The organism is Variovorax saccharolyticus (genome assembly GCF_030316765.1).
Lineage (GTDB): Bacteria > Pseudomonadota > Gammaproteobacteria > Burkholderiales > Burkholderiaceae_C > Variovorax > Variovorax saccharolyticus.
In genome coordinates this window covers 376966-396294 of sequence record NZ_JASZYT010000003.1, presented here as the reverse complement: position 1 = coordinate 396294, position 19329 = coordinate 376966, and the positions used below count along the sequence as shown (strand labels likewise).

General features: G+C 68.0%; 14 protein-coding genes and 1 tRNA gene. 11 read left to right on the top strand and 4 right to left on the bottom strand.

The genetic code is table 11. The annotated features are described in order from the left end of the window. The first annotated feature begins 57 nt into the window (after positions 1 to 57). Positions 58 to 1845 (top strand): biosynthetic-type acetolactate synthase large subunit, encoded by a 1788-nt coding sequence (ilvB, locus tag QTI45_RS12480; RefSeq protein ID WP_286654585.1) that lies wholly within the window; start codon positions 58 to 60, stop codon positions 1843 to 1845. A 9-nt stretch (positions 1846 to 1854) separates the two neighbouring features. On the opposite strand, the gene QTI45_RS12475 is transcribed toward ilvB, so the two are convergent. After that, entirely contained in the window at positions 1855 to 2361 is a 507-nt protein-coding gene (locus QTI45_RS12475) for a MarR family winged helix-turn-helix transcriptional regulator (protein ID WP_286654584.1), read from the bottom strand. 138 nt (positions 2362 to 2499) lie between these two features. Between QTI45_RS12475 and badH the strand changes: the two genes are divergently transcribed. The 7 genes from badH (at position 2500) to QTI45_RS12440 (ending at position 12049) form a co-directional block, all read left to right on the top strand. Further along, entirely contained in the window at positions 2500 to 3267 is a 768-nt protein-coding gene (gene badH / locus QTI45_RS12470) for a 2-hydroxycyclohexanecarboxyl-CoA dehydrogenase (protein WP_286654583.1), read from the top strand. A gap of 39 nt (positions 3268 to 3306) precedes the next feature. Beyond that, a complete protein-coding gene (gene badI / locus QTI45_RS12465; RefSeq protein ID WP_286654582.1) occupies positions 3307 to 4089 on the top strand; it encodes a 2-ketocyclohexanecarboxyl-CoA hydrolase in 783 nt (260 codons plus the stop codon). Between the two features lie 82 nt (positions 4090 to 4171). Then, entirely contained in the window at positions 4172 to 5323 is a 1152-nt protein-coding gene (aliB, locus tag QTI45_RS12460) for a cyclohexanecarboxyl-CoA dehydrogenase (RefSeq protein ID WP_286654581.1), read from the top strand. Positions 5324 to 5358: 35 nt separating this feature from the next. Continuing rightward, the gene (gene aliA, locus QTI45_RS12455; RefSeq protein ID WP_286654580.1) at positions 5359 to 7002 is read left to right on the top strand and encodes a cyclohexanecarboxylate-CoA ligase; all 1644 of its coding nucleotides are present in this window, start codon (positions 5359 to 5361) and stop codon (positions 7000 to 7002) included. Positions 7003 to 7045: 43 nt separating this feature from the next. Next, entirely contained in the window at positions 7046 to 8038 is a 993-nt protein-coding gene (locus tag QTI45_RS12450; protein WP_286654579.1) for a Bug family tripartite tricarboxylate transporter substrate binding protein, read from the top strand. A 12-nt stretch (positions 8039 to 8050) separates the two neighbouring features. Next, positions 8051 to 8827 carry an enoyl-CoA hydratase gene (locus QTI45_RS12445; RefSeq protein ID WP_286654578.1) on the top strand — a complete coding sequence of 259 codons (777 nt, stop codon included), beginning with the start codon at positions 8051 to 8053 and terminating at the stop codon, positions 8825 to 8827. A gap of 177 nt (positions 8828 to 9004) precedes the next feature. Then, positions 9005 to 12049, top strand: a complete 3045-nt coding sequence (locus QTI45_RS12440) for a calcium-binding protein (protein ID WP_286654577.1) — start codon at positions 9005 to 9007, stop codon at positions 12047 to 12049. A gap of 45 nt (positions 12050 to 12094) precedes the next feature. Here the strand turns inward: QTI45_RS12440 and QTI45_RS12435 are convergent, their stop codons facing one another. The 3 genes from QTI45_RS12435 to bktB all read right to left on the bottom strand — a co-directional run bounded on the left by QTI45_RS12435 (position 12095) and on the right by bktB (position 15250). Beyond that, entirely contained in the window at positions 12095 to 13660 is a 1566-nt protein-coding gene (locus QTI45_RS12435; protein WP_286654576.1) for an aryl-sulfate sulfotransferase, read from the bottom strand. A gap of 256 nt (positions 13661 to 13916) precedes the next feature. Beyond that, positions 13917 to 13992 (bottom strand) — tRNA-Lys (locus QTI45_RS12430). A gap of 76 nt (positions 13993 to 14068) precedes the next feature. Continuing rightward, a complete protein-coding gene (gene bktB / locus QTI45_RS12425; protein ID WP_286368587.1) occupies positions 14069 to 15250 on the bottom strand; it encodes a beta-ketothiolase BktB in 1182 nt (393 codons plus the stop codon). A 104-nt stretch (positions 15251 to 15354) separates the two neighbouring features. Here bktB and QTI45_RS12420 point away from each other — a divergent pair, with 104 nt between their 5' ends. The 3 genes from QTI45_RS12420 to QTI45_RS12410 all read left to right on the top strand — a co-directional run bounded on the left by QTI45_RS12420 (position 15355) and on the right by QTI45_RS12410 (position 19317). Further along, entirely contained in the window at positions 15355 to 16065 is a 711-nt protein-coding gene (locus QTI45_RS12420; protein ID WP_286654575.1) for an SDR family NAD(P)-dependent oxidoreductase, read from the top strand. 166 nt (positions 16066 to 16231) lie between these two features. Then, complete coding sequence (locus QTI45_RS12415) at positions 16232 to 17809, top strand: arylsulfatase (RefSeq protein WP_286654574.1); 1578 nt, start codon at positions 16232 to 16234, stop codon at positions 17807 to 17809. 125 nt (positions 17810 to 17934) lie between these two features. Continuing rightward, positions 17935 to 19317, top strand: a complete 1383-nt coding sequence (locus QTI45_RS12410) for a DUF1214 domain-containing protein (RefSeq protein WP_286654573.1) — start codon at positions 17935 to 17937, stop codon at positions 19315 to 19317. The last annotated feature ends 12 nt before the right edge of the window (positions 19318 to 19329 follow it).

Sequence of the window (19329 nt, the reverse complement as noted above, 5' to 3'; positions counted from 1 at the left end):
CGCCAAAGAGGCGGAAAAATGAAGCCTATTCTGCGCCAAGGCCGGAAGAATCATGGCATGCAATCCTCCCTGGCCTTTTCCCCTTCGCCCGCCACGCCGGCGCCCTTCGAAGCAGCGCGCCTGCGCAATGGCGCCGTCGCGCTGCTCGAGACGCTGATCGACTGCGGCGTCGACACCCTCTTCGGCTACCCGGGCGGCGCCGCGCTGCCGCTGTACGACGCCCTGCACGGCGAGCCGCGCCTGCGCCACGTGCTGGTGCGGCACGAACAGGCGGCGGTCCATGCCGCCGAGGGCTATGCCCGCAGCACCGGCCGCGTCGGCGTGGTGCTGGTCACCTCGGGGCCCGGCGTCGGCAACACCATCACCGGCCTGCTGGATGCCATGAGCGATTCGGTGCCGGTGCTGTGCATCAGCGGCCAGGTCGCCTGTTCGGTGATCGGCACCCAGGCCTTCCAGGAAAGCGATGCGCTCGGCATGTCGCGGCCGGTCACCAAGTGGAACCACCAGCCGCGCTGCGCGGACGACATTCCGTCGGTGATCCGCCGGGCACTGGAGATCGCGGCCTCGGGCCGGCCGGGGCCGGTGCTGGTCGATGTGCCGAAGGACGTGCAGCTGGCCTCGCTGCAGCGGCCCGCGCCAACGCAGCCGGCCGCGCCCATCGCGCGCAAGGCGCGTGCGGCGGTCCTGCCGCCGCCCGATGCCTTGCAGCGTGCGGCCGACCTGATCTCCACCGCGCGCCGGCCCGTGCTGTACGGCGGCGGCGGGCTCGTGAACTCGGGCCCGCTGGCCTGCGCCGCCTTCACGCGCCTGGTGCGCCGCCTCGACGCGCCCTGCACGCTGACGCTGATGGGCCTGGGCGCCTTCCCGGGTTCCGATCCGCGCTTCCTCGGCATGCTGGGCATGCATGGCGCGCTGGAGGCCAATCTCGCGATGCACGAGGCCGACCTCGTGGTCTGCGTGGGCGCGCGCTTCGACGACCGCGTGACCGGCAAGCTCGACGAGTTCTGTCCCCTGGCGCGAAAGATCCACATCGACATCGATCCGGGCAGCATCGACAAGGTGGTCAAGGTCGACGTGCCCCTGCCGGGCGATTGCGGCGCGGTGCTCGATGCCTTGCTGGCCCAGCCGGCACTCGACGGCCTCGCACCCGGGCGGCTCGCGCCCTGGTGGCAGCGCATCGCGCGCTGGCGGGCCGAGCGCTGCTTCGACTTCGTGCCGCGCGCCGGCGCGATCCTGCCGCAGCAGCTGATGGCGTCGCTGCAGGGCCAATTGGCCGGCCGCGACGCGATCGTCTCGACCGACGTCGGCCAGCACCAGATGTGGGCCGCGCAGTACCTGCGCTTCGAGCGGCCCGGCCGCTGGCTCACCTCGGGCGGCGCCGGCACCATGGGCTACGGCCTGCCGGCAGCCATCGGGGCGCAGATCGCGCATCCCGAGGCGCTGGTGGTGTGCGTGAGCGGCGATGCCTCGGTGCTCATGAACATCCAGGAACTGTCGACCGCGGCGCAGCATCGCACGCCGGTCAAGCTGGTGCTGTCGAACAACGGCTACATGGGCATGGTGCGGCAGTGGCAGGAGCTCAACCACGGCAACCGATTGAGCCACAGCTGGAACGAGGCGCTGCCCGACTTCGTGGCGCTGGCAAAGGCCTTCGGCTGGCGGGCCCGACGGGTGTCGGCGCCTGAAGAGCTGGAGGATGCGCTGGCCGAATGCCTCGCGAGCGATGGCCCGTTCTTTCTCGACGTGCAGGTGGCGGCCGAGGAGAACTGCTTTCCGATGATGCCGTCGGGCTGCGGGCACCACCGGGTGATGCTGGGCAAGGGGCGGTGGTACGAGGAGGGGTGACGCTCCGGGTCAGTCGGCCGGGTCGCCGCCGCCTTGGCGATCGTCCACCACCTGCATGTTGTCGAGGATCTTGAGCAGGTAGTGCAGGGTGTGGGTGATGTCGTTCACCGAGAAGCCCTCGAGCACCTGCCCGTAGTAGCCGTGAATCTTCGGCAAGGCCTCGTCCTGCCATACGTGCCGCCCCGCACTCGTCATGGACACCAGGCGCGAGCGGCGGTCGCGCTCGTCGGCCGCGGTCTGGATGCGCCCATCTCTTTCCATGCGGCTCAGCAGGCCCGAGAGATTCTGCCTGCTCACCTTCAGGTAGCGCGCCAGGTCGCCCACGCTCATGCCGGCGCTCGCGGCGGGCCTGGACAGCGCGCCGAGCACCGCCCACTGCTGCGTCGTCAGCCCTTCGGACTCCACGGCCTTGGTCCCTGTTTTATGCAACATATTGGCGCATTGGTACAAGCGGAAGAACACCCGGTTGGCCAGTTCGTTGCGTGCTGAATCTTCAATTTTCGTAGGGTAAACCATGGGAATTATCTCGCTTCGAATGTCTTGCGTCCGCGATTCAGTCTCCGCATAATACGACAACACATTGACGTATATGGGGCAGACATTCAAACCGCAACGCGTCGACGATAGCAAGCTTCAAACCTGATGGAGAACCCGATGCAAAGATTCGAAAGCAAGACAGTGGTGGTCACCGGCGGCGGCGGCGGTATCGGCGGAGCGACCTGCCGGCGCTTTGCACGCGAGGGCGCCAAGGTCGCCGTATATGACATGAACCTGGAGGCCGCCGAGAAGGTCGCCGCCGCGATCCGGGCAGACGGGGGGCAGGCGCAGGCGTTCCGCTGCGACATCACCGACCGCGCAAGCGTCGACCAGGCGGTGGAGGCCACGCAGCAAAACCTGGGTCCGATCGACGTGCTCGTCAACAACGCCGGCTGGGACGTGTTCAAGCCGTTCACCAAGACCGAGCCATCGCAGTGGGACAAGCTGGTCGCGATCAACCTGACCGGTGCGCTGCACATGCATCACGCGGTGCTGCCCGGCATGGCGGCGCGCAAGGCCGGGCGCATCGTCAACATCGCCTCCGACGCCGCCCGTGTCGGCTCCTCCGGCGAAGCGGTGTACGCGGCGTGCAAGGGCGGCCTGGTGGCGTTCTCGAAGACGATCGCCCGCGAACATGCGCGCCACGGCGTCACGGTCAACGTGGTGTGCCCCGGGCCGACCGACACCGCCCTGTTCGCCGACTACAAGGAAGGCGCGGGCAATCCCGAGAAGCTGATGGAGGCGTTCACGCGCTCCATTCCGCTGGGCCGCATCGGCCAGCCTGACGACCTGCCCGGCGCCATCCTCTTCTTCGCCAGCGACGACGCCAGCTTCGTCACCGGCCAGGTGCTGAGCGTCTCCGGCGGCCTGACGATGAACGGCTGACCGCGCGGCGGTCCTGCACACACCCCCAAGGAGAACACCATGGAATTCGAAGACATCCTTTACGAAGTACGCAACGGCGTGGCCTGGATCACGATCAACCGGCCCGACAAGATGAACTCGTTCCGCGGCCAGACCTGCGACGAGATCATCAAGGCCATGAACCGTGCCGGCTATGACCGCGGCGTCGGCGCCATCGTGCTGGCCGGCGCCGGAGACCGGGCCTTCTGCACCGGCGGCGACCAGTCCGCGCACAACGGCAACTACGACGGCCGCGGCACCATCGGCCTGCCGATGGAAGAGCTGCACGACACGATCCGCAACGTGCCCAAGCCGGTGATCGCCCGCGTGCAGGGCTTCGCGATCGGCGGCGGCAACGTGCTGTGCACCCTCTGCGACCTGACCATCGCCTCCGACAAGGCCATCTTCGGCCAGGTCGGCCCGAAGATGGGATCGGTCGATCCGGGCTATGGCACCGCCTTCCTGGCACGCGTCGTCGGCGAGAAGAAGGCGCGCGAGATCTGGTACCTGAACCGCCGCTACAGCGGCGCCGAGGCGGTGGCCATGGGCCTGGCCAACGCCGTGGTTCCGCACGACCAGCTCGACGCCGAGGTGCAGAAGTGGGCCGAGGAGATCTGCGAGCGCAGCCCCACGGCGCTGGCCATCGCCAAGCGCAGCTTCAACGCCGACACCGCGCACCAGGCCGGCATCGCGGGCCTCGGCATGTACGCGCTCAAGCTCTATTACGACACCGAGGAATCGCGCGAAGGCGTCAACGCCTTGAAGGAAAAGCGCAAGCCCGACTTCCGCCAGTACGCCCGGTAGAGACCCGGCCAAGCCCTCGAACCCCCGCATGCGCGGCGCAACGGATGTTGCGCCGGGGCGCAGCGCACCCTGGAGACATGTCATGAATCCGTACCTCGATGAAGACCTGACAGCGCTTGGCGAGCATGCGCGCCGCTTCGCGACCGAGCGCGTCGCCCCCGGTTTCCTCGAACGCGACCAGACCCGCGTGCTCGAGCGCAGGCTGATGCGCGAAATGGGCGAGATGGGTTTCATTGCGCCCGAACTGCCCGAGGCCCATGGCGGGCAGGGCATGGGCTGCCTGGCCGCCGGCGTGATCCACGAGGAGATCGCGCGCGCCGACCTGAGCATGTCCTACGTCAACCTGCTCGCTTCGCTCAACGGCCAGATCCTCTCGCAGCACGGCAGGCCCGAAGTCGTGCGGCCATGGCTGCTCAAGCTGACGCGGGGCGAGGCGCTGTTCGCCATCGCGCTGACCGAGCCGCGCGGCGGCTCCGACGCGGCCAACCTGCGGCTGCGCATGGAGCGCGTCGGCGACGAGTACGTGATCAACGGCGAGAAGACCTCGATCTCCGCCGCCGACCAGGCCGATGCGGCGGTCGTGTTCGGCCGCACCGGCCCGGTCGAATCGGCGGCCCACGGCGTGACCGCGCTGCTGGTTCCCATGGACCTGCCGGGCGTGACCCGCAACCGCTTCGATTGCCACGGCCAGCGCGCGATCGGTCGCGGCTCGCTGTTCTTCGAGAACGTGCGGGTGCCCGTGAGCCACCAGCTCGGGGCCGAGAACAAGGGCTTCGTCCAGGTGATGCAGGGCTTCGATTTCTCGCGGGCGCTGATCGGTCTGCAGGTGCTGGCAGTGGCCCGTGCCGCACTCGAGGAGACCTGGGAGTACGTGGCACAGCGCGAAGCCTTTGGCAAGCCGCTGTCGGCGTTCCAGGGCGTGTCGCATCCGCTGGCCGATTTCGATACCCAGGTGACTGCCGCGCGCCTGCTGTGCCTGCAGACCTTGTGGCTCAAGGACAAGGGCGCGCCCCACACCGCCGAAGCCGCGATGTGCAAATGGTGGGCGCCCAAGCTGGCCTACGACACCCTTCATCAATGCCTGCTGATGTTCGGCCACGGCGGCTACGACCGCGGCGTGATGGAGCAGCGCCTGCGCGACCTGCTCGGCTTCCAGATCGGCGACGGCACCGCCCAGATCATGAAAACCATCGTGGCCCGCACGCGCGCCGGGCGCGACGCCGTGCCGGCCTGAGCCCTTCGTCCGCAACCAAGAACAGGAGACAAGACATGGAATTCGATGCCGTATTGCTGCCGCCGCGCCGTGCCCGCATGGTGGCGGAGGGCCTGTGGCATGAGCGCACCATCAACGACGACCTGGACGCCTGCGTCGCGGCCTCCCCCGACAAGCTGGCGCTGACCGCCTTGCAGGTGGAGCAGGGCGTCACCACCCGGTTCACCTACCGCGAGCTGGCGCGCATGGCCGATCGCATTGCGGTGGGACTGTCGCGCCTGGGCGTGGGCCGCAACGACGTGGTGGCCTGCCAGCTGCCCAACTGGTGGCAGTTCACGCTGGTCTACCTGGCTTGTTCGCGCATCGGCGCCGTGATGAATCCGCTGATGCACATCTTTCGCGAGCGCGAGCTGTCGTTCATGCTCAAGCACGGCGAAGCCAGCATCGTGATCGTGCCGAAGACCTTTCGCGGCTTCGACTTCGAGTGCATGGTGGGCGAGCTGCAACCGGCCTTGCCCGACCTGAAGCACATCGTGGTGGTCGGCGGCGAGGGCGCCAACAGCTTCGAGGCCTTGCTCAGCGGCCCGGCCTGGGAGAACGAACCCGACGCGCAGCACATCCTCACGCGCAGCCGGCCCGGCCCCGATGACGTGACGCAGATGATCTACACCTCCGGCACCACCGGCGAGCCCAAGGGCGTGATGCACTCGGCCAACACCACGATGGCCAACATCATTCCCTATGCGCAGCGCCTGGGCCTGGGCGCCGACGACGTGGTGCTGATGGCCTCTCCCATGGCGCACCAGACCGGCTTCATGTACGGGCTCATGATGCCGATCATGCTCGGGGCCAGCGCGGTGCTGCAGGACATCTGGGAGCCGAGGCAGGCGATCGAACTGATCCGGGCCGAGGGCGCCAGCTTCACGATGGCCTCGACTCCCTTCCTGACCGACCTCGCGGCTGCCGTCGCCGAAACCGGCCGCGAAGTGCCGAGCCTGCGGACCTTCCTCTGCGCGGGCGCGCCGATCCCGGGCCCGCTGGTGGAGCAGGCGCGCCAGGTGCTGGGCACCAAGATCGTCTCGGCCTGGGGCATGACCGAGAACGGCGCCGTCACGCTGATCCGGCTCGACGACGACGACGCGCGCGCCGTCACGACCGACGGCCTGGCGCTGCCCGGCGTCGAACTCAAGGTGGTCGACGAACTCGACCAGGCTGTGCCGGCCGATCGGCCGGGTCGGCTGCTGGTGCGCTCGTGCTCGAACTTCGGCGGCTACCTGCGGCGTTCGCATCTGAACGGCACCGACGCCGACGACTGGTTCGATACCGGCGATCTGGCGCGCATCGACGCCCAGGGCTATATCCGCATCACCGGCCGCAGCAAGGACGTGATCATTCGCGGCGGCGAGAACATCCCGGTGGTCGAGATCGAGTCGCTGCTGTACCGCCACCCGGACATCGCGATGGCCGCCATCGTGGCCTACCCCGACGAGCGCCTGGGCGAGCGGGCCTGCGCGGTGGTGGTGCCCAGGCCGGGCCGCGGCATCGACCTGCCCTCGATCGTCACCTTCCTGAAGGCGCAGAAGGTGGCGATCCAGTACATCCCGGAACGGCTGATCGTGTGCGACGCGATGCCCACCACGCCCTCCGGAAAGATCCAGAAGTTCAAGTTGCGCGACCTGCTGCGCGAGAGCGCGGCCTGAACGGCAACGCCCCGCGTCTTCCCTCACCTCCAAGGAAAAAATCATGCTCGTTCGTACCGCAACGGCCGCGCGCCGGGGCCTGGCACTGGCCGCTTTCGCAATGCTCGCTCTCGCCAGTTCCGTCGAGGCACAGACGGCCGCCAACTGGCCCACCAAGCCCATCCGGGTGGTCGTCGGCTTCGCGCCGGGCGGCAGCACCGACGTGATGGCACGCATCCTGTCGCAGTCCCTTTCGGAATCATTGGGCCAAGCGGTCGTGATCGACAACAAGCCCGGTGCGAGCGGCAATATCGCGGCCGCCGAAGTGGTGCGCGCCGCGCCGGACGGCCACACCTTCCTGATCGCACCCACCTCCGTCGAAACGGCCAATCCCTCGCTGTTCAAGTCGAGCGTCCTGCCTTCGCGCGACCTGACGCCGGTGGCCAGCGTGGGGCGCACCCAGATGTACCTGGTCGCGAAGCCGCAGATGGCGGCCAAGGACGTCAAGGACCTCGTGGCCCTGGCCAGGGCCAAGCCGGGAAGCTTGTCCTACGCTTCGGCCGGCGCGGGCACGCCGCCGCACCTGGCCTGCGAACTGTTCAAGCAGGCCACCGGAACCTCGATCACCCACATCCCGTACCGCGGGGCGGCGCCTGCGCTGCAGGACGTGCTGTCGGGCCAGGCGGACTTCGTCTGCGACCCGGGCATCGCCTTCCCGCACATTCGCACCGGCAAGGTCAAGCTGCTGGGCATCGTGAGCACCGCTCGCTCCCCGTTCTTTCCCGAGGTCCCGACGGTGGGCGAGCAGGGCTTTCCGGGGGCCAACCTTGACATCTGGTTCGGCATGTGGGCACCCAACGGGACCTCGCCCGACATCGTGGCCCGCATGAGCCGCGAACTCGGCAAGGCGCTGGCGCAGGCGGCCGTGAAGTCACGCTACGGCGATCTCGGTGCCGAAGCGATCGCGCTGGACACGGCGGATTTCCGCAAGCTGCTGGCCAACGAGGCGGCGCAGCTGTCGGCCCTGATCAGGGACCAGAAGATCACTGTGGATTGAATGGCGCCTGTCATGCAGGAACAACCGATCCTGGTGGCGACGCACGGCCGTGTCGCCGTCATCACCTTGAACAGGCCCGCGCAGTTGAACGCGCTCGACGATGCGCTGATGGATGCCCTGGGCGCCGCGCTGCTCGCCTTCGATGCCGATCCGGACATCGGCGCCATCGTCGTCACGGGCAACGACAAGGCCTTCGCGGCCGGCGCCGACATCGCGGCGATGGCGGACTGGAGCTACATGGACGTCTACCAGGGCGACTTCATCACGCGCAACTGGGAGACCATCCGGCGCGTGCGCAAGCCGGTGATCGCGGCGGTGGCGGGCTTCGCGATGGGCGGAGGCTGCGAACTGGCGATGGCCTGCGACATGATCGTGGCTGCCGAATCCGCGCGCTTCGCCTTGCCCGAGATCAAGCTCGCCATGCTGCCCGGCGCCGGCGGCACCCAACGTCTGCCGCGCGCCATCGGCAAGGCCAAGGCCATGGACATGTGCCTGTCGGGCCGCATGCTGGACGCCGCGGAAGCCGACCGCTACGGACTGGTTTCGCGGGTGGTGGCGGACGGGCGGCTGCTGGCCGAGACCCTCGCGCTGGCGGCCCGCATCGCGGCCTTCTCGCTGCCGGCCTTGATGACGATCAAGGAGTCCGTGAACCGCGCCTGGGAAACCCCGCTCTCGGAGGGCATCGGCTTCGAGCGGCGCCAGCTTCATGCGCGCTTCGCCAGCGAGGATGCCCACGAAGGCATGCAGGCCTTTCTGGCGAAGCGCAAGCCCCTGTTCAGGCATCGGTAGCGGGCTCGCCGGCCCGCCGACCCGCCTCGGCGAGGGCCGTTGTTTCAGCAGGTAATTGAACGTGAATTCGCCCCGTCGCAGGCGAAGAATGCCGGGCAGCGGCGGAGCACCGCATCCGCCGCCGTCGGGGATGGCCAACCCGTCCCCATGACACGAAAGCCCACAAGGAGACAAACCATGGCGACGTTCAACGGCAACGCTGAGGCTGACTTTTTCTTTGGCACGGAAGACCCCGACATCATGATCGGATTGGGAGGCAACGACTTCCTGATCGGCGCGGGTGGCGACGACCTGCTCGAAGGCGGCGACGACGACGACACGCTGCAAGGCGATTGGTTCGGGTTCTTCGTCGGCAAGGGCGCGGATGCGCTGGCCGGCGGCGCGGGCGCCGACGCCTTCGAGTTCGCGGCCTTCGATGGCGACTCGACCGCGCTGGCGCTGGACGTGGTGAGCGATTTCGAAGGAGCCGGAGTCGCCGGCGGCGACGCCCTGGTGCTGAGGTCGTCGATCTTCGTGCCCGGCGTCCGCCTGAGCTTCGGCGGCTCGAGCACCGCGCCGGCAATCGGCAGCACGCTCGGCGTGGCCGCCGACGGCATGGCGGCGATCGTGTTCGCGGTCGACGGCGGCAACACCCTCGTCTTTGGCGACACCAACGACGACGGCGTCTACGACGGGTCCGACTTCACGGTCCGGCTCAGCGGCACGCACAGCCTGGTCGCCTCCGATTTCGGCGCCACCGACTTCGTGATCGTCGGCACCGAGGGCGACGACACGATCGACGGCACCGAGGGCGACGACAACATCTTCGCCGGCGGCGGCAACGACACGGTCAACGCCCTTGCCGGCGCCGACCGTGTGGACGGCGGCAGCGGCGACGACACGATCCATGGCGGCGATGGCGACGACCAGGGCGACTTTTCGGGCGACATCGCGCTGCTCGGCGGCGACGGCAATGACCAGGTCAATGGCAATGGCGGCAACGACGCCGCCGACGGCGGCAACGGCAACGATGGGGTCGACGGCGGCGACGGCGACGACACGCTCTTCGGCGGCGCCGGCGAGGATCAGGTGACGGGAGGCCTGGGGGACGATTTCCTCCATGGCGGGGATGGGAACGACACCCTCGCCGGCGGCGACGGGGGCGACACCCTGAACGGCGCCGGCGGCAACGACGTGCTGGCCGGTGGCGCCGGCGACGACTTCCTGCTGGGCGACGACAGCTTCAACGGCCCGATCGGGGCCGACACCCTCAGCGGCGGCAGCGGCAACGACCAGTTCAGCTATTCGGTCGGCACCAACCAGGAGTCGACGACCCAGGTCCAGGACCGGATCCTCGATTTCGAGGGGGCGGGCGTGGCGGGCGGCGATGTCCTGTTCCTGGCCTCGCCCGACAGCCGCAGGCTGGTGTTCGACGGCCAGCTCGCGGCGCTGCCGGCGCCGAACGGCGTGGTGGCGGGCGGCGGCAACGGCCTGACCGACGTGTTCTTCGCGTTCGCGGGCACCGACACGGTCGTGTTCGCCGATTCCGACGATGACGGCCGCTTCGATGCCGACGATTTCGCGCTGCGCCTGACCGGCAACCGCAATCTGGTTCGCTCGGATTTCGGCAGCACCGACTTCGTGATCGCCGGCACCCAGCGGGATGACACGATCAACGGCACCGACGGCGCCGACACCATCTTCGCGCTGGGCGGCAGCGACCTGGTCAACGGCAGGGGTGGCAACGACCGCATCGAGGGCGGCGATGGCAGCGACATCCTCAACGGCGGCGCCGGCGACGACACGCTCACGGGCGGCCGGGGCGCCGACCAGCTGAGCGGAGGTGCCGGCAACGATGTGCTCAACGGCAACGAGGGCGCGGACGAGCTCAACGGCGGCGATGGCACCGACCGCATCACGGGCGGCGACGGCGACGATGTCATCGATGGCGGCGCCGGACGCGACACGGTGCTGGCCGGCGGCCGCGGCGACGACATCGTGCGCGGCGGTGATGGCAACGACACGCTCGACGGCGACGAAGGCAACGACACGCTGCGCGGCGGCAACGACAACGACGTGCTTTTCGGCCTGGACGGCAACGACCTGATGTTCGGCGATGCCGGAAGCGACGAACTCTTCGGCGGCCTCGGGGCCGACCAGCTCAACGGTGGGGCGGGCGCCGACGAGATCGAGGGCGAGGAAGGCGCCGACCGGCTGACCGGCGGCGGCGCCAGCGACCAGTTCAACTTCAATGCCGGTTCCTTCCAGCCGGATTCGGTGTTCTCGAACCGCGACCTGGTGACCGATTTCGAGGGCGCCGGCGTGGCAGGCGGCGACGTCATTCGCCTGAGCGGCGGCGTGGGCTTCGCCTTCGTCGGCAATCTCGCGATCAATCCCCGCAACGGCGCGATCCTGCCCGGGGCGGGCGACGGCATCACGCAGCTCGGCTATGCGCACTCGAACCAGGGCACGGTGCTGATCGCCGACAGCGACGACGACGGCGTGCTCGACGGCAGCGACTTCGCCGTCACGTTCGCGGGGCGCCACAACTTCACGGTCGACGACTTCGACAACACCGACTTCGTCATCGCCGGCACCAACGGGAACGACGTCATCGTCGGCACCGAGGACGGCGACCGGATCTTCGCGGCCGGCGGCGACGACCAGGTGAGCGCGCGAGGCGGCGACGATGAAGTCTTCGGCGGCGCGGGCAACGACAGCATCGACGGCGGACCCGGCGGCTTCGACAATCTCTCGGGCGAGGAGGGCGACGACCTGCTCACCTTGGCCACCAGCGATGGCGGCAATGCCTCGGGCGGTGACGGCAACGACACGCTGATCGGCAGCGACCTTTCATCCTTCACTTTCCTGCAAGGCGATGCAGGCAACGACATCCTGCTCGCCGGGACGGCGGGCGCTGCGCTGGCCGACGACGGCGGCGGGGAAGACCGGCTGGTCGGCAACGTCGGCTTCGACCAGTACTCCGGGGGCGCCGGCGCCGACCTGTTCGTGTGGGGGGCGCAGTGGAACGACGGCGGCTTCGGGGAGTTCGTGCAGGACTTCGAGGATGGCGTCGACCTGATCGACCTGCGCGGGACGAACCTCGTCTTCTCGGACCTGTCGATCGACGACCAGGGCTCCACTGCCATCGTCACCTCGGCCGCGGGGCGTGTGGAGGTGGGCTTCGCAGACGTCGACCCGGCGACGGGCCGGTTGACCGAAGCGGACTTCATCTTTGCCTGAAGCGATCCGGCGCTGCGGGACCACGCGACCCGCGGCGCCGAAGCTCTACTCGAAGCGCAACGCTCCCAGATCGATCGGCTTGGCATTCCAGCTGGTACTGCAGCCCGAGGTGGCGTATTCGAAGTCGAAGACGACTCGCCGGCTCTCGTCCAGAGCGACCAGACGCGCATGGGTGCGCTGGTCAGCCACTGCGTACGACACCAGTATGGAGGTATCCGCGCCGGCCTCGTAGGCGCTGGAGCAGATGTCCGACAGGATGGTTTGGCCGTAGTCGAAACGCCAGACTTCGCTCGCGCTCTGGCTGGCAGCATCGATGGTGTACGCCAACACCGCGCTGTAGCTGCGGTTGTCCCCGACCGGCACGCCCACCGGCTGGTTGAGCGAGGCCAGCCCGTTGTTGAACAGAAGCAGATCCCCCCCGTGGGTGATCGACACCGCATGCTGGCCAATCGGGTAAAGGGCCCCGGCGGCCAGCGTCAGGCTGCTGGCCGCCAGCGAAGGAAAGCCATGCCAGTACTTGCTCGGATCGCCGAGGATCCAGCGCAGGTCGCCGCTGGCGTAGTCGATCTTGACGACGAAGTTCTCGCGGCTGGAAACGATCAGCGAGTCGTCGCGCGGATCATAGGTGGCGGCATTCATGTGGAACCAATCGGTGCCCGGCCGCACGAAGGCAGTCGAGTCCTCTCCCGCGTTCTGCATATGGCGCGAGAAGGTGTCGGCCAGGTCCCACTGCTTGAAGACCGTGCCCGAATCCGGATCGACGTCGGCCAGGATGCTTTCAATGATCGCCACCCCATTGATATTGGCATCCAGTTCGACCAGCACGCCTTGCTTTCCGGTATCGATCGTGTGGTGGAAATTGGTGGTGTCGGGCAGCGGCAGCGCGAATTCGCGCACCGTTCCGTCGAACTCCAACCGACGCATCGTCGGCGCGGCCGAGTCGCCGATGACGAAGCCGTTGCCGTGGAAGAACGAACTGCTTGAGCTCTTCGTCCCCGGCACGGCCCAGCGCATCTGGCCATCGCTGTCGACCACCACCGGATAGCCCAGCGCGGAGCGCATGTAGAAAAAGTCGAAGCCCAACGCTTCCCCGGCCGCGCGCGGCTTCAGGATCCGCGGGCGGTCGTATATGCCGCTCGGGTCGACGTAAGCGGCGGTGACGACCTGGGTGCGCAGGGCACGCACAGTGTGATCGTTGCGCTCCACTTCCACGGCGACGTCGTTGGCGTGATTGGCATACAGGCCGAAGACCGGAATCGTCAGCCGCCCGTCAACGCTGGCGCTGTAACCGCGGCGTTCCAGATAGGCCTTCGTGTAGCGCACGTCCACGGGCTTGGTGGCACTTCCCGGCTTGGGCTCGATGCGCCATCGCACCGCTGCAAGCGCCTCGATGTTGGACAGCTTCAAGTCGACAAAAGCGATGAAGGGCGACACGCCGGCTCGCACCGCTGCAACGTCGATCGCGTCGACCTCGACGGGGGCAGGGGCAGGGGCGGTGGGCGCTGGCGCGGCCACGCTGGCTTCGGGCGCCGCGGTGGCAAAAAAAGCGCTGCTGCCGCCGCCGCCACCTCCGCCGCAACCGGCAAGGAGCAGTGCCACGGTCACTGCCATCAACGCGCCTCTCAGGGAACACAGACAGAAGGACATGACACACCACCCTTCTTCTTGCTTATGGTCGGTGAACCGCGATGATGTTCCCACTCGGGCGGCATCCAAAGTCCTCTGTCCCGACATGGGCACCGACCGAGCGTACGAGGACGCCCCTGGAGATGAGACCGGTCGCATATCCAGTCTCATTCGAGGCCAGAAACAAAAAAGCCTGCTATCGATGAGATAGCAGGCTTTCGTACGCCGAGGCGTGTGTTGGTGGTGGGCCCTGAGTGACTCGAACACTCGACCTACGGATTAAGAGTCCGCTGCTCTACCAACTGAGCTAAGAGCCCCTGAGGAACAACTGGTTAGTCGTTTCAGGCAATCCCACGATTATAGCCACAACTTTCGGGTCCTTCGGAAGTTTCCTCAGATCCGCTCAAAAATGCAGGCGATGCCCTGGCCGCCGCCGATGCACATGGTGACCAGCGCGTAGCGGCCCTGGATGCGTTCCAGCTCGTACAGGGCCTTGACCGTGATCAGTGCCCCGGTGGCGCCGACCGGGTGGCCGAGCGAGATGCCCGAGCCGTTCGGGTTGACCTTGGCCGGGTCCAGGCCCAGGTCCTGGGTCACGGCGCAGGCCTGGGCGGCGAAGGCCTCGTTGGCCTCGACCACGTCCATGTCGGAGGCCTTCAGGCCCGCCTTCTCGAGCGCCTTGCGAGAGGCCGGCACCGGGCCGATGCCCATGTACGCCGGGTCCACGCCCGCGAAGGCATAGGCCACGACGCGCGCCATCGGCTTCAGGCCGCGGCGCGCGGCTTCTTCCTTCTCCATCAGGACCACGGCGGCGGCGGCGTCGTTGACGCCCGAGGCATTGCCCGCGGTCACGGTGCCGTTCTCCTTGAGGAAGGCCGGCTTGAGCTTGGCCATGTCTTCGATCCTGGCGTCGTTGCGCACGTGCTCGTCGGTGTCGAACCAGGTGGTGCCCTTGCGGCTCTCGAGCGGCACCGGAACGATCTGCGTCTTGAAGTAGCCGCTTTCGATCGCCTTCTGGGCCCGCTGGTGGCTGGCGAGGGCGGTCTGGTCCTGCTGCTCGCGGCTGATGTCCCACTTCTTGGCGATGTTCTCGGCCGTGATGCCCATGTGGATGGTCTGGAACGGGTCGTGCAGCGCGCCGAGCATCATGTCGACCATCTTGCTGTCGCCCATGCGCGCGCCCCAGCGGGCGGTGAGCGAGGCGAAGGGCGCCCGGCTCATGCTCTCGGCGCCGCCGCCGACCGCCACCTTGGCGTCGCCCAGCTGGATGCTCTGGGCGGCGCTCACGATCGCCTGCAGGCCCGAGCCGCAGAGACGGTTGACTGTGAGCGCCGGCGTCTCCTGGGCGCAGCCGCCCTCGATCGCGGCCACGCGGGCCATGTACATGTCGCGCGGCTCGGTGTTGATGACGTGGCCGAAGACCACGTTCTCGACGTCCTTGCCGTCGACCTTGGCGCGGGCCAGCGCCTCCTTGGTGACCAGCGCCGCAAGCTTGGTGGGCGGCACGTCCTTGAGGCTTCCGCCGAAGGTCCCGATGGCGGTGCGAACGCCGCTGACGACAACCACTTCCTTCATGACTTTCTCCTTGGCAAACGAAGCGCCGATGATGCCAGCCCGGCCACCGCCCCGCCCGGGTGGCGCCGGCGTTACCATGCGTTCCCCCCTACCAGGAGCCTTCCATGGCCGACGCCAGCCTTCCCCGTCATGTGGTGATCACCGGCGCCGCCGGCGCGCTGGGGCGTGCGGTGGTGCAGCAGTTCCTCGAACAGGGCGCCCGGGTGGCGCTGATCGATCATCGGCTGGACCACCTGGCCGGCGCCTTCCCGGGGCTGGACCACTCGCAGCACCTGCTGCTCGAGGCCGACGTCACCTCGACCGAGTCGATGGCGGCGGCCGGCCAGCGGGCGCTGGACGCCTTCGGCGGACGGGTCGACGCCGTGGTGCACATCGCCGGCGGCTTCGAGATGGGCGATGCGGTGCATGCGCTCGGCCGCGCGGCCTGGGACCGCATGATGAACCTCAACGCCTGGTCCTTCGTGGCGGTGACGCAGGCGCTGGTACCCTCGATGATCGAGCGCAAGGCCGGCCGGGTGGTCGCCGTGAGCGCGAAGACCGCCGCCCGCGGCGCCGCCGGCATGGCCGCCTACATCGCGTCCAAGAGCGCATTGCAGCGCTTGGTCGAGGCGTCGGCCGCGGAGCTCGCGCCGCACGGCATCACGGTCAACAGCATCGCGCCCAGCGTGCTCGACACTCCCGCCAACCGGCAGGCGATGCCGCAGGCCGATCCCGGCCAGTGGGTGTCGACCTCGGTCGCGGCCCGCACCGTGGCCTTCCTGGCCTCGCCGGCAGCCGCCGCGCTGCACGGCCAGCACCTGACGCTCGACGCCTGAGCGTCTGCACGCTCCGCCCGTGGGCGGACTTGCACCAAGGGGCAACCGGCCCTTCACCTTAGGACAAGTGCGCTTTGCCTCCGGCATGCGCATGCTGTCGGCACGTCCCGGCGCCGCGGCTTGGCCAGCCGCGCCTGCGTCCCACGAGCCACCACAGGAGTCCGCCATGGCATCCAAGAAGCCCGCTGCAAGCCCATCCGCAGCCACCAAGCAGCCCAACATCCTCGTGATCTGGGGCGACGACATCGGCATCGCCAATCTCAGCTGCTACACGCACGGCCTGATGGGCTACCAGACGCCGAACATCGACCGCCTGGCGAAGGAGGGGATGAAGTTCACCGACTCGTACGGCGAGCAGTCGTGCACCGCCGGCCGCTCGTCGTTCATCACGGGCCAAAGCGTCTACCGCACCGGGCTGTCGAAGGTCGGCATCCCGGCGGCGCCTGTCGGCATGAGCACCAAGCTCGTGACGATCGCGGCGCTGCTCAAGAACAGGGGCTACGCCACCGGCCAGTTCGGCAAGAACCACCTGGGCGACCGCAACGAGCACCTGCCGACCAACCACGGCTTCGACGAATTCTTCGGCAACCTGTATCACCTGAATGCCGAAGAAGAGCCGGAAATGTACGACTACTACCCGGAGAAGGACTTCCCCAACTTTAGGAAGAACAATGGCCCGCGCGGCGTGATCCGCTCATGGGCCACCGACAAGGACGACGCGACCGAAGAGCCGCGCTGGGGCCGCGTCGGCAAGCAGAAGATCGAGGACACCGGGCCGCTGACCACCAAGCGGATGGAGACCTGCGACGACGAGTTCGCGGCCGCGGCCAAGGACTTCATCGGGCGCCAGCACGAGGCCGGCCAGCCCTTCTTCGTCTGGCTCAACTTCACGCACATGCACTTCATCACGCACACCAAGCCGGAGAGCAAGGGCCAGGCCGGGCGCTGGCAATCGCCCTACCACGACACGATGATCGACCACGACAAGAATGTGGGCGAGGTGCTCGACTACCTCGACGAACTCGGCATCAGCGAAGACACCTTCGTCATGTACTCGACCGACAACGGCCCGCACATGAATTCCTGGCCCGACGGCGCGATGACGCCGTTCCGCAGCGAGAAGAACACCAACTGGGAAGGCGCCTTCCGCATTCCGATGGTGGTGCGCTGGCCCGGCCATGTTCCGGCCGGCACCGTGTCCAACGGTATCGTGCAGCACCACGACTGGCTGCCGACCTTCCTCGAGATGGCGGGCGAGCCCGACATCGTCGAGAAGTGCAAGAAGGGGGTGCAGGCGATCGGGCGAACGTACAAGAACCATATCGACGGCATCAGCCTGCTCGGGCACATCACGGGCAAGGAGAAAGAGAGCCCGCGCAAGCTCTTCGTCTACATCAGTGACGATGGCGACGTGCTCGGCATCCGCTACGACAACTGGAAGGTGGTGTTCATGGAGCAGCGCCTGGCCGGCACCATGGGGGTGTGGGGAGAGCCTTTCGTACGGCTGCGGCTGCCGAAGCTCTTCAACCTGCGGACCGACCCGTTCGAGCGCGCCGACTTCACTTCGAACTCCTACTACGAGTGGTTCATCTACCACGCCTACATCCTCTACGGTGCCTACGCGATCGCCGACAAGTTCGCCGCCACCTTCAAGGACTTCCCGCCGGTGCAGAAGCCGAACTCTTTCACCATCGACGATGCGCTGTCGAAGATGGCGGAAGCGACGGCGGGCGGATCGACCTGAACCGGCGCGCTCGCATCGGGGCCACCGCGATGAGCCGGGCCAACCCGCGTCGGCACCTCGGGAGCCGGGCCATCCCCCGCTTCCAGCGCGGCCGGATCGAGTGCTTTCCGCTGCAGGAGATGAGCATGGCGCAGGCAGTTCCAGGGCCCGACAGCGCAAGCCGGCTCAGCGACGACTACGTGCGCCTGGTGGCGCGCGACGCCTTCTTCTGGGCCTGGCCGATCGTCAACGTGTACAACCGCCGCGTCGCCTTCGGCCGCCTGCCGCATCCGATGCTGTTGGGGGGCGTGCTGCCGGTCGGGCCGAACAACAGCTTGTCGATGCTGACCGACTACATCGATCCCGCCGAGCGTGCGGTGGCCTGCCCCAACCAGGACGTGGTGTACGGCAACGCCATCGTCGCGCTGGACCGCTCGCCAGTGGTGCTGCAGGTGCCGGACTTCGGCCAGCGCTTCTGGGTCTTGCAGGTGGTGGATTCGCGCACCGACAGCATCGCCGAGCTGGGCAGCATGTATGGCACGGCACCGGGCTTCTACCTGCTGGTCGGGCCGAACTGGGTCGGCACGGTGCCGCCGGGGATCCGCCGGGTGTTCGTCTCGCAGACCGGCACCGGCGTGGTCATTCCGCGGGTGTTCCGCGACGACACGGAGCAGGACCTGATCGCGGTCCAGCCGGTCATCAACCGGATCGGCGTGTACCCGGTGGCGGAGTTCGATGGCCGGATGAAGATCACCGACTGGCGCCGGCTGCCGGTGGTGCCGGATGCGGCCGATGGCGGCGACGGGGAAACCCGCTGGGTGCGGCCGGAGAGCTTCCTGCAGGACCTGCCCGCCGCGCTGGCCGATGCCAAGCCCCTGCCCGGCGAGTCGGCACGCTATGCGCAGGTGCTGGCGGTGACCGAGGCGGCTTCGAAGGATGCGCGCCTGCAGCAGGTCTTCGAGCAGGCGGTGGTGCAGGCCGAGCGCGAACTGGTCGAGCCGCTGTTCGAGTTTCGCCACTACGGCCGGGCGCTGCCGCACCATTGGTCGACGATCTCCAACGGGGCCTGCTTCGGCGCCGACTACTTCACGCGCACCGCGGTCGCGAAGTCGAACATCTTCGTCAACAAGCCCAACGAGACGCAGTACTACTACCAGGACCTGGACCAGGAGGGCCGGCGCCTGAGTGGCGCCGGGCGATACACGGTGACTTTTGCGCCAGGGGCGCTGCCGCCGGTCAAGGGTTTCTGGTCGCTGACGCTCTACAACCGCCGCCATTTCTTCGCGCCCAACGCGCTGGGCCGCTATTCGCTGGGGACCAAGAACCGGTCGCTGCAATTCGCCGCCGACGGCTCGCTGACGATCCATGTGCAGGCGGAATCGCCGGGCGCCGCGAACGAAAGCAACTGGCTGCCGGCACCGGGCGGGGAGGGCAGCGATTTCTCGCTCTACATCCGCGCCTACTGGCCCGAGCCGGCGGCGATCGAGGGACGCTGGACGCCACCGCCGGTGCTTCGCTGCAGAGGATGAAATCGCAAGGAG

What these genes read in the sequence shown, in the direction of transcription:
- ilvB (WP_286654585.1), top strand. Translation starts at nt 58, where the DNA reads ATGCAATCCTCCCTGGCCTTTTCCCCTTCGCCCGCCACGCCGGCGCCC.
- QTI45_RS12475 (WP_286654584.1), bottom strand. Translation starts at nt 2,361, where the DNA reads ATGGTTTACCCTACGAAAATTGAAGATTCAGCACGCAACGAACTGGCC.
- badH (WP_286654583.1), top strand. Translation starts at nt 2,500, where the DNA reads ATGCAAAGATTCGAAAGCAAGACAGTGGTGGTCACCGGCGGCGGCGGC.
- badI (WP_286654582.1), top strand. Translation starts at nt 3,307, where the DNA reads ATGGAATTCGAAGACATCCTTTACGAAGTACGCAACGGCGTGGCCTGG.
- aliB (WP_286654581.1), top strand. Translation starts at nt 4,172, where the DNA reads ATGAATCCGTACCTCGATGAAGACCTGACAGCGCTTGGCGAGCATGCG.
- aliA (WP_286654580.1), top strand. Translation starts at nt 5,359, where the DNA reads ATGGAATTCGATGCCGTATTGCTGCCGCCGCGCCGTGCCCGCATGGTG.
- QTI45_RS12450 (WP_286654579.1), top strand. Translation starts at nt 7,046, where the DNA reads ATGCTCGTTCGTACCGCAACGGCCGCGCGCCGGGGCCTGGCACTGGCC.
- QTI45_RS12445 (WP_286654578.1), top strand. Translation starts at nt 8,051, where the DNA reads ATGCAGGAACAACCGATCCTGGTGGCGACGCACGGCCGTGTCGCCGTC.
- QTI45_RS12440 (WP_286654577.1), top strand. Translation starts at nt 9,005, where the DNA reads ATGGCGACGTTCAACGGCAACGCTGAGGCTGACTTTTTCTTTGGCACG.
- QTI45_RS12435 (WP_286654576.1), bottom strand. Translation starts at nt 13,660, where the DNA reads ATGGCAGTGACCGTGGCACTGCTCCTTGCCGGTTGCGGCGGAGGTGGC.
- bktB (WP_286368587.1), bottom strand. Translation starts at nt 15,250, where the DNA reads ATGAAGGAAGTGGTTGTCGTCAGCGGCGTTCGCACCGCCATCGGGACC.
- QTI45_RS12420 (WP_286654575.1), top strand. Translation starts at nt 15,355, where the DNA reads ATGGCCGACGCCAGCCTTCCCCGTCATGTGGTGATCACCGGCGCCGCC.
- QTI45_RS12415 (WP_286654574.1), top strand. Translation starts at nt 16,232, where the DNA reads ATGGCATCCAAGAAGCCCGCTGCAAGCCCATCCGCAGCCACCAAGCAG.
- QTI45_RS12410 (WP_286654573.1), top strand. Translation starts at nt 17,935, where the DNA reads ATGGCGCAGGCAGTTCCAGGGCCCGACAGCGCAAGCCGGCTCAGCGAC.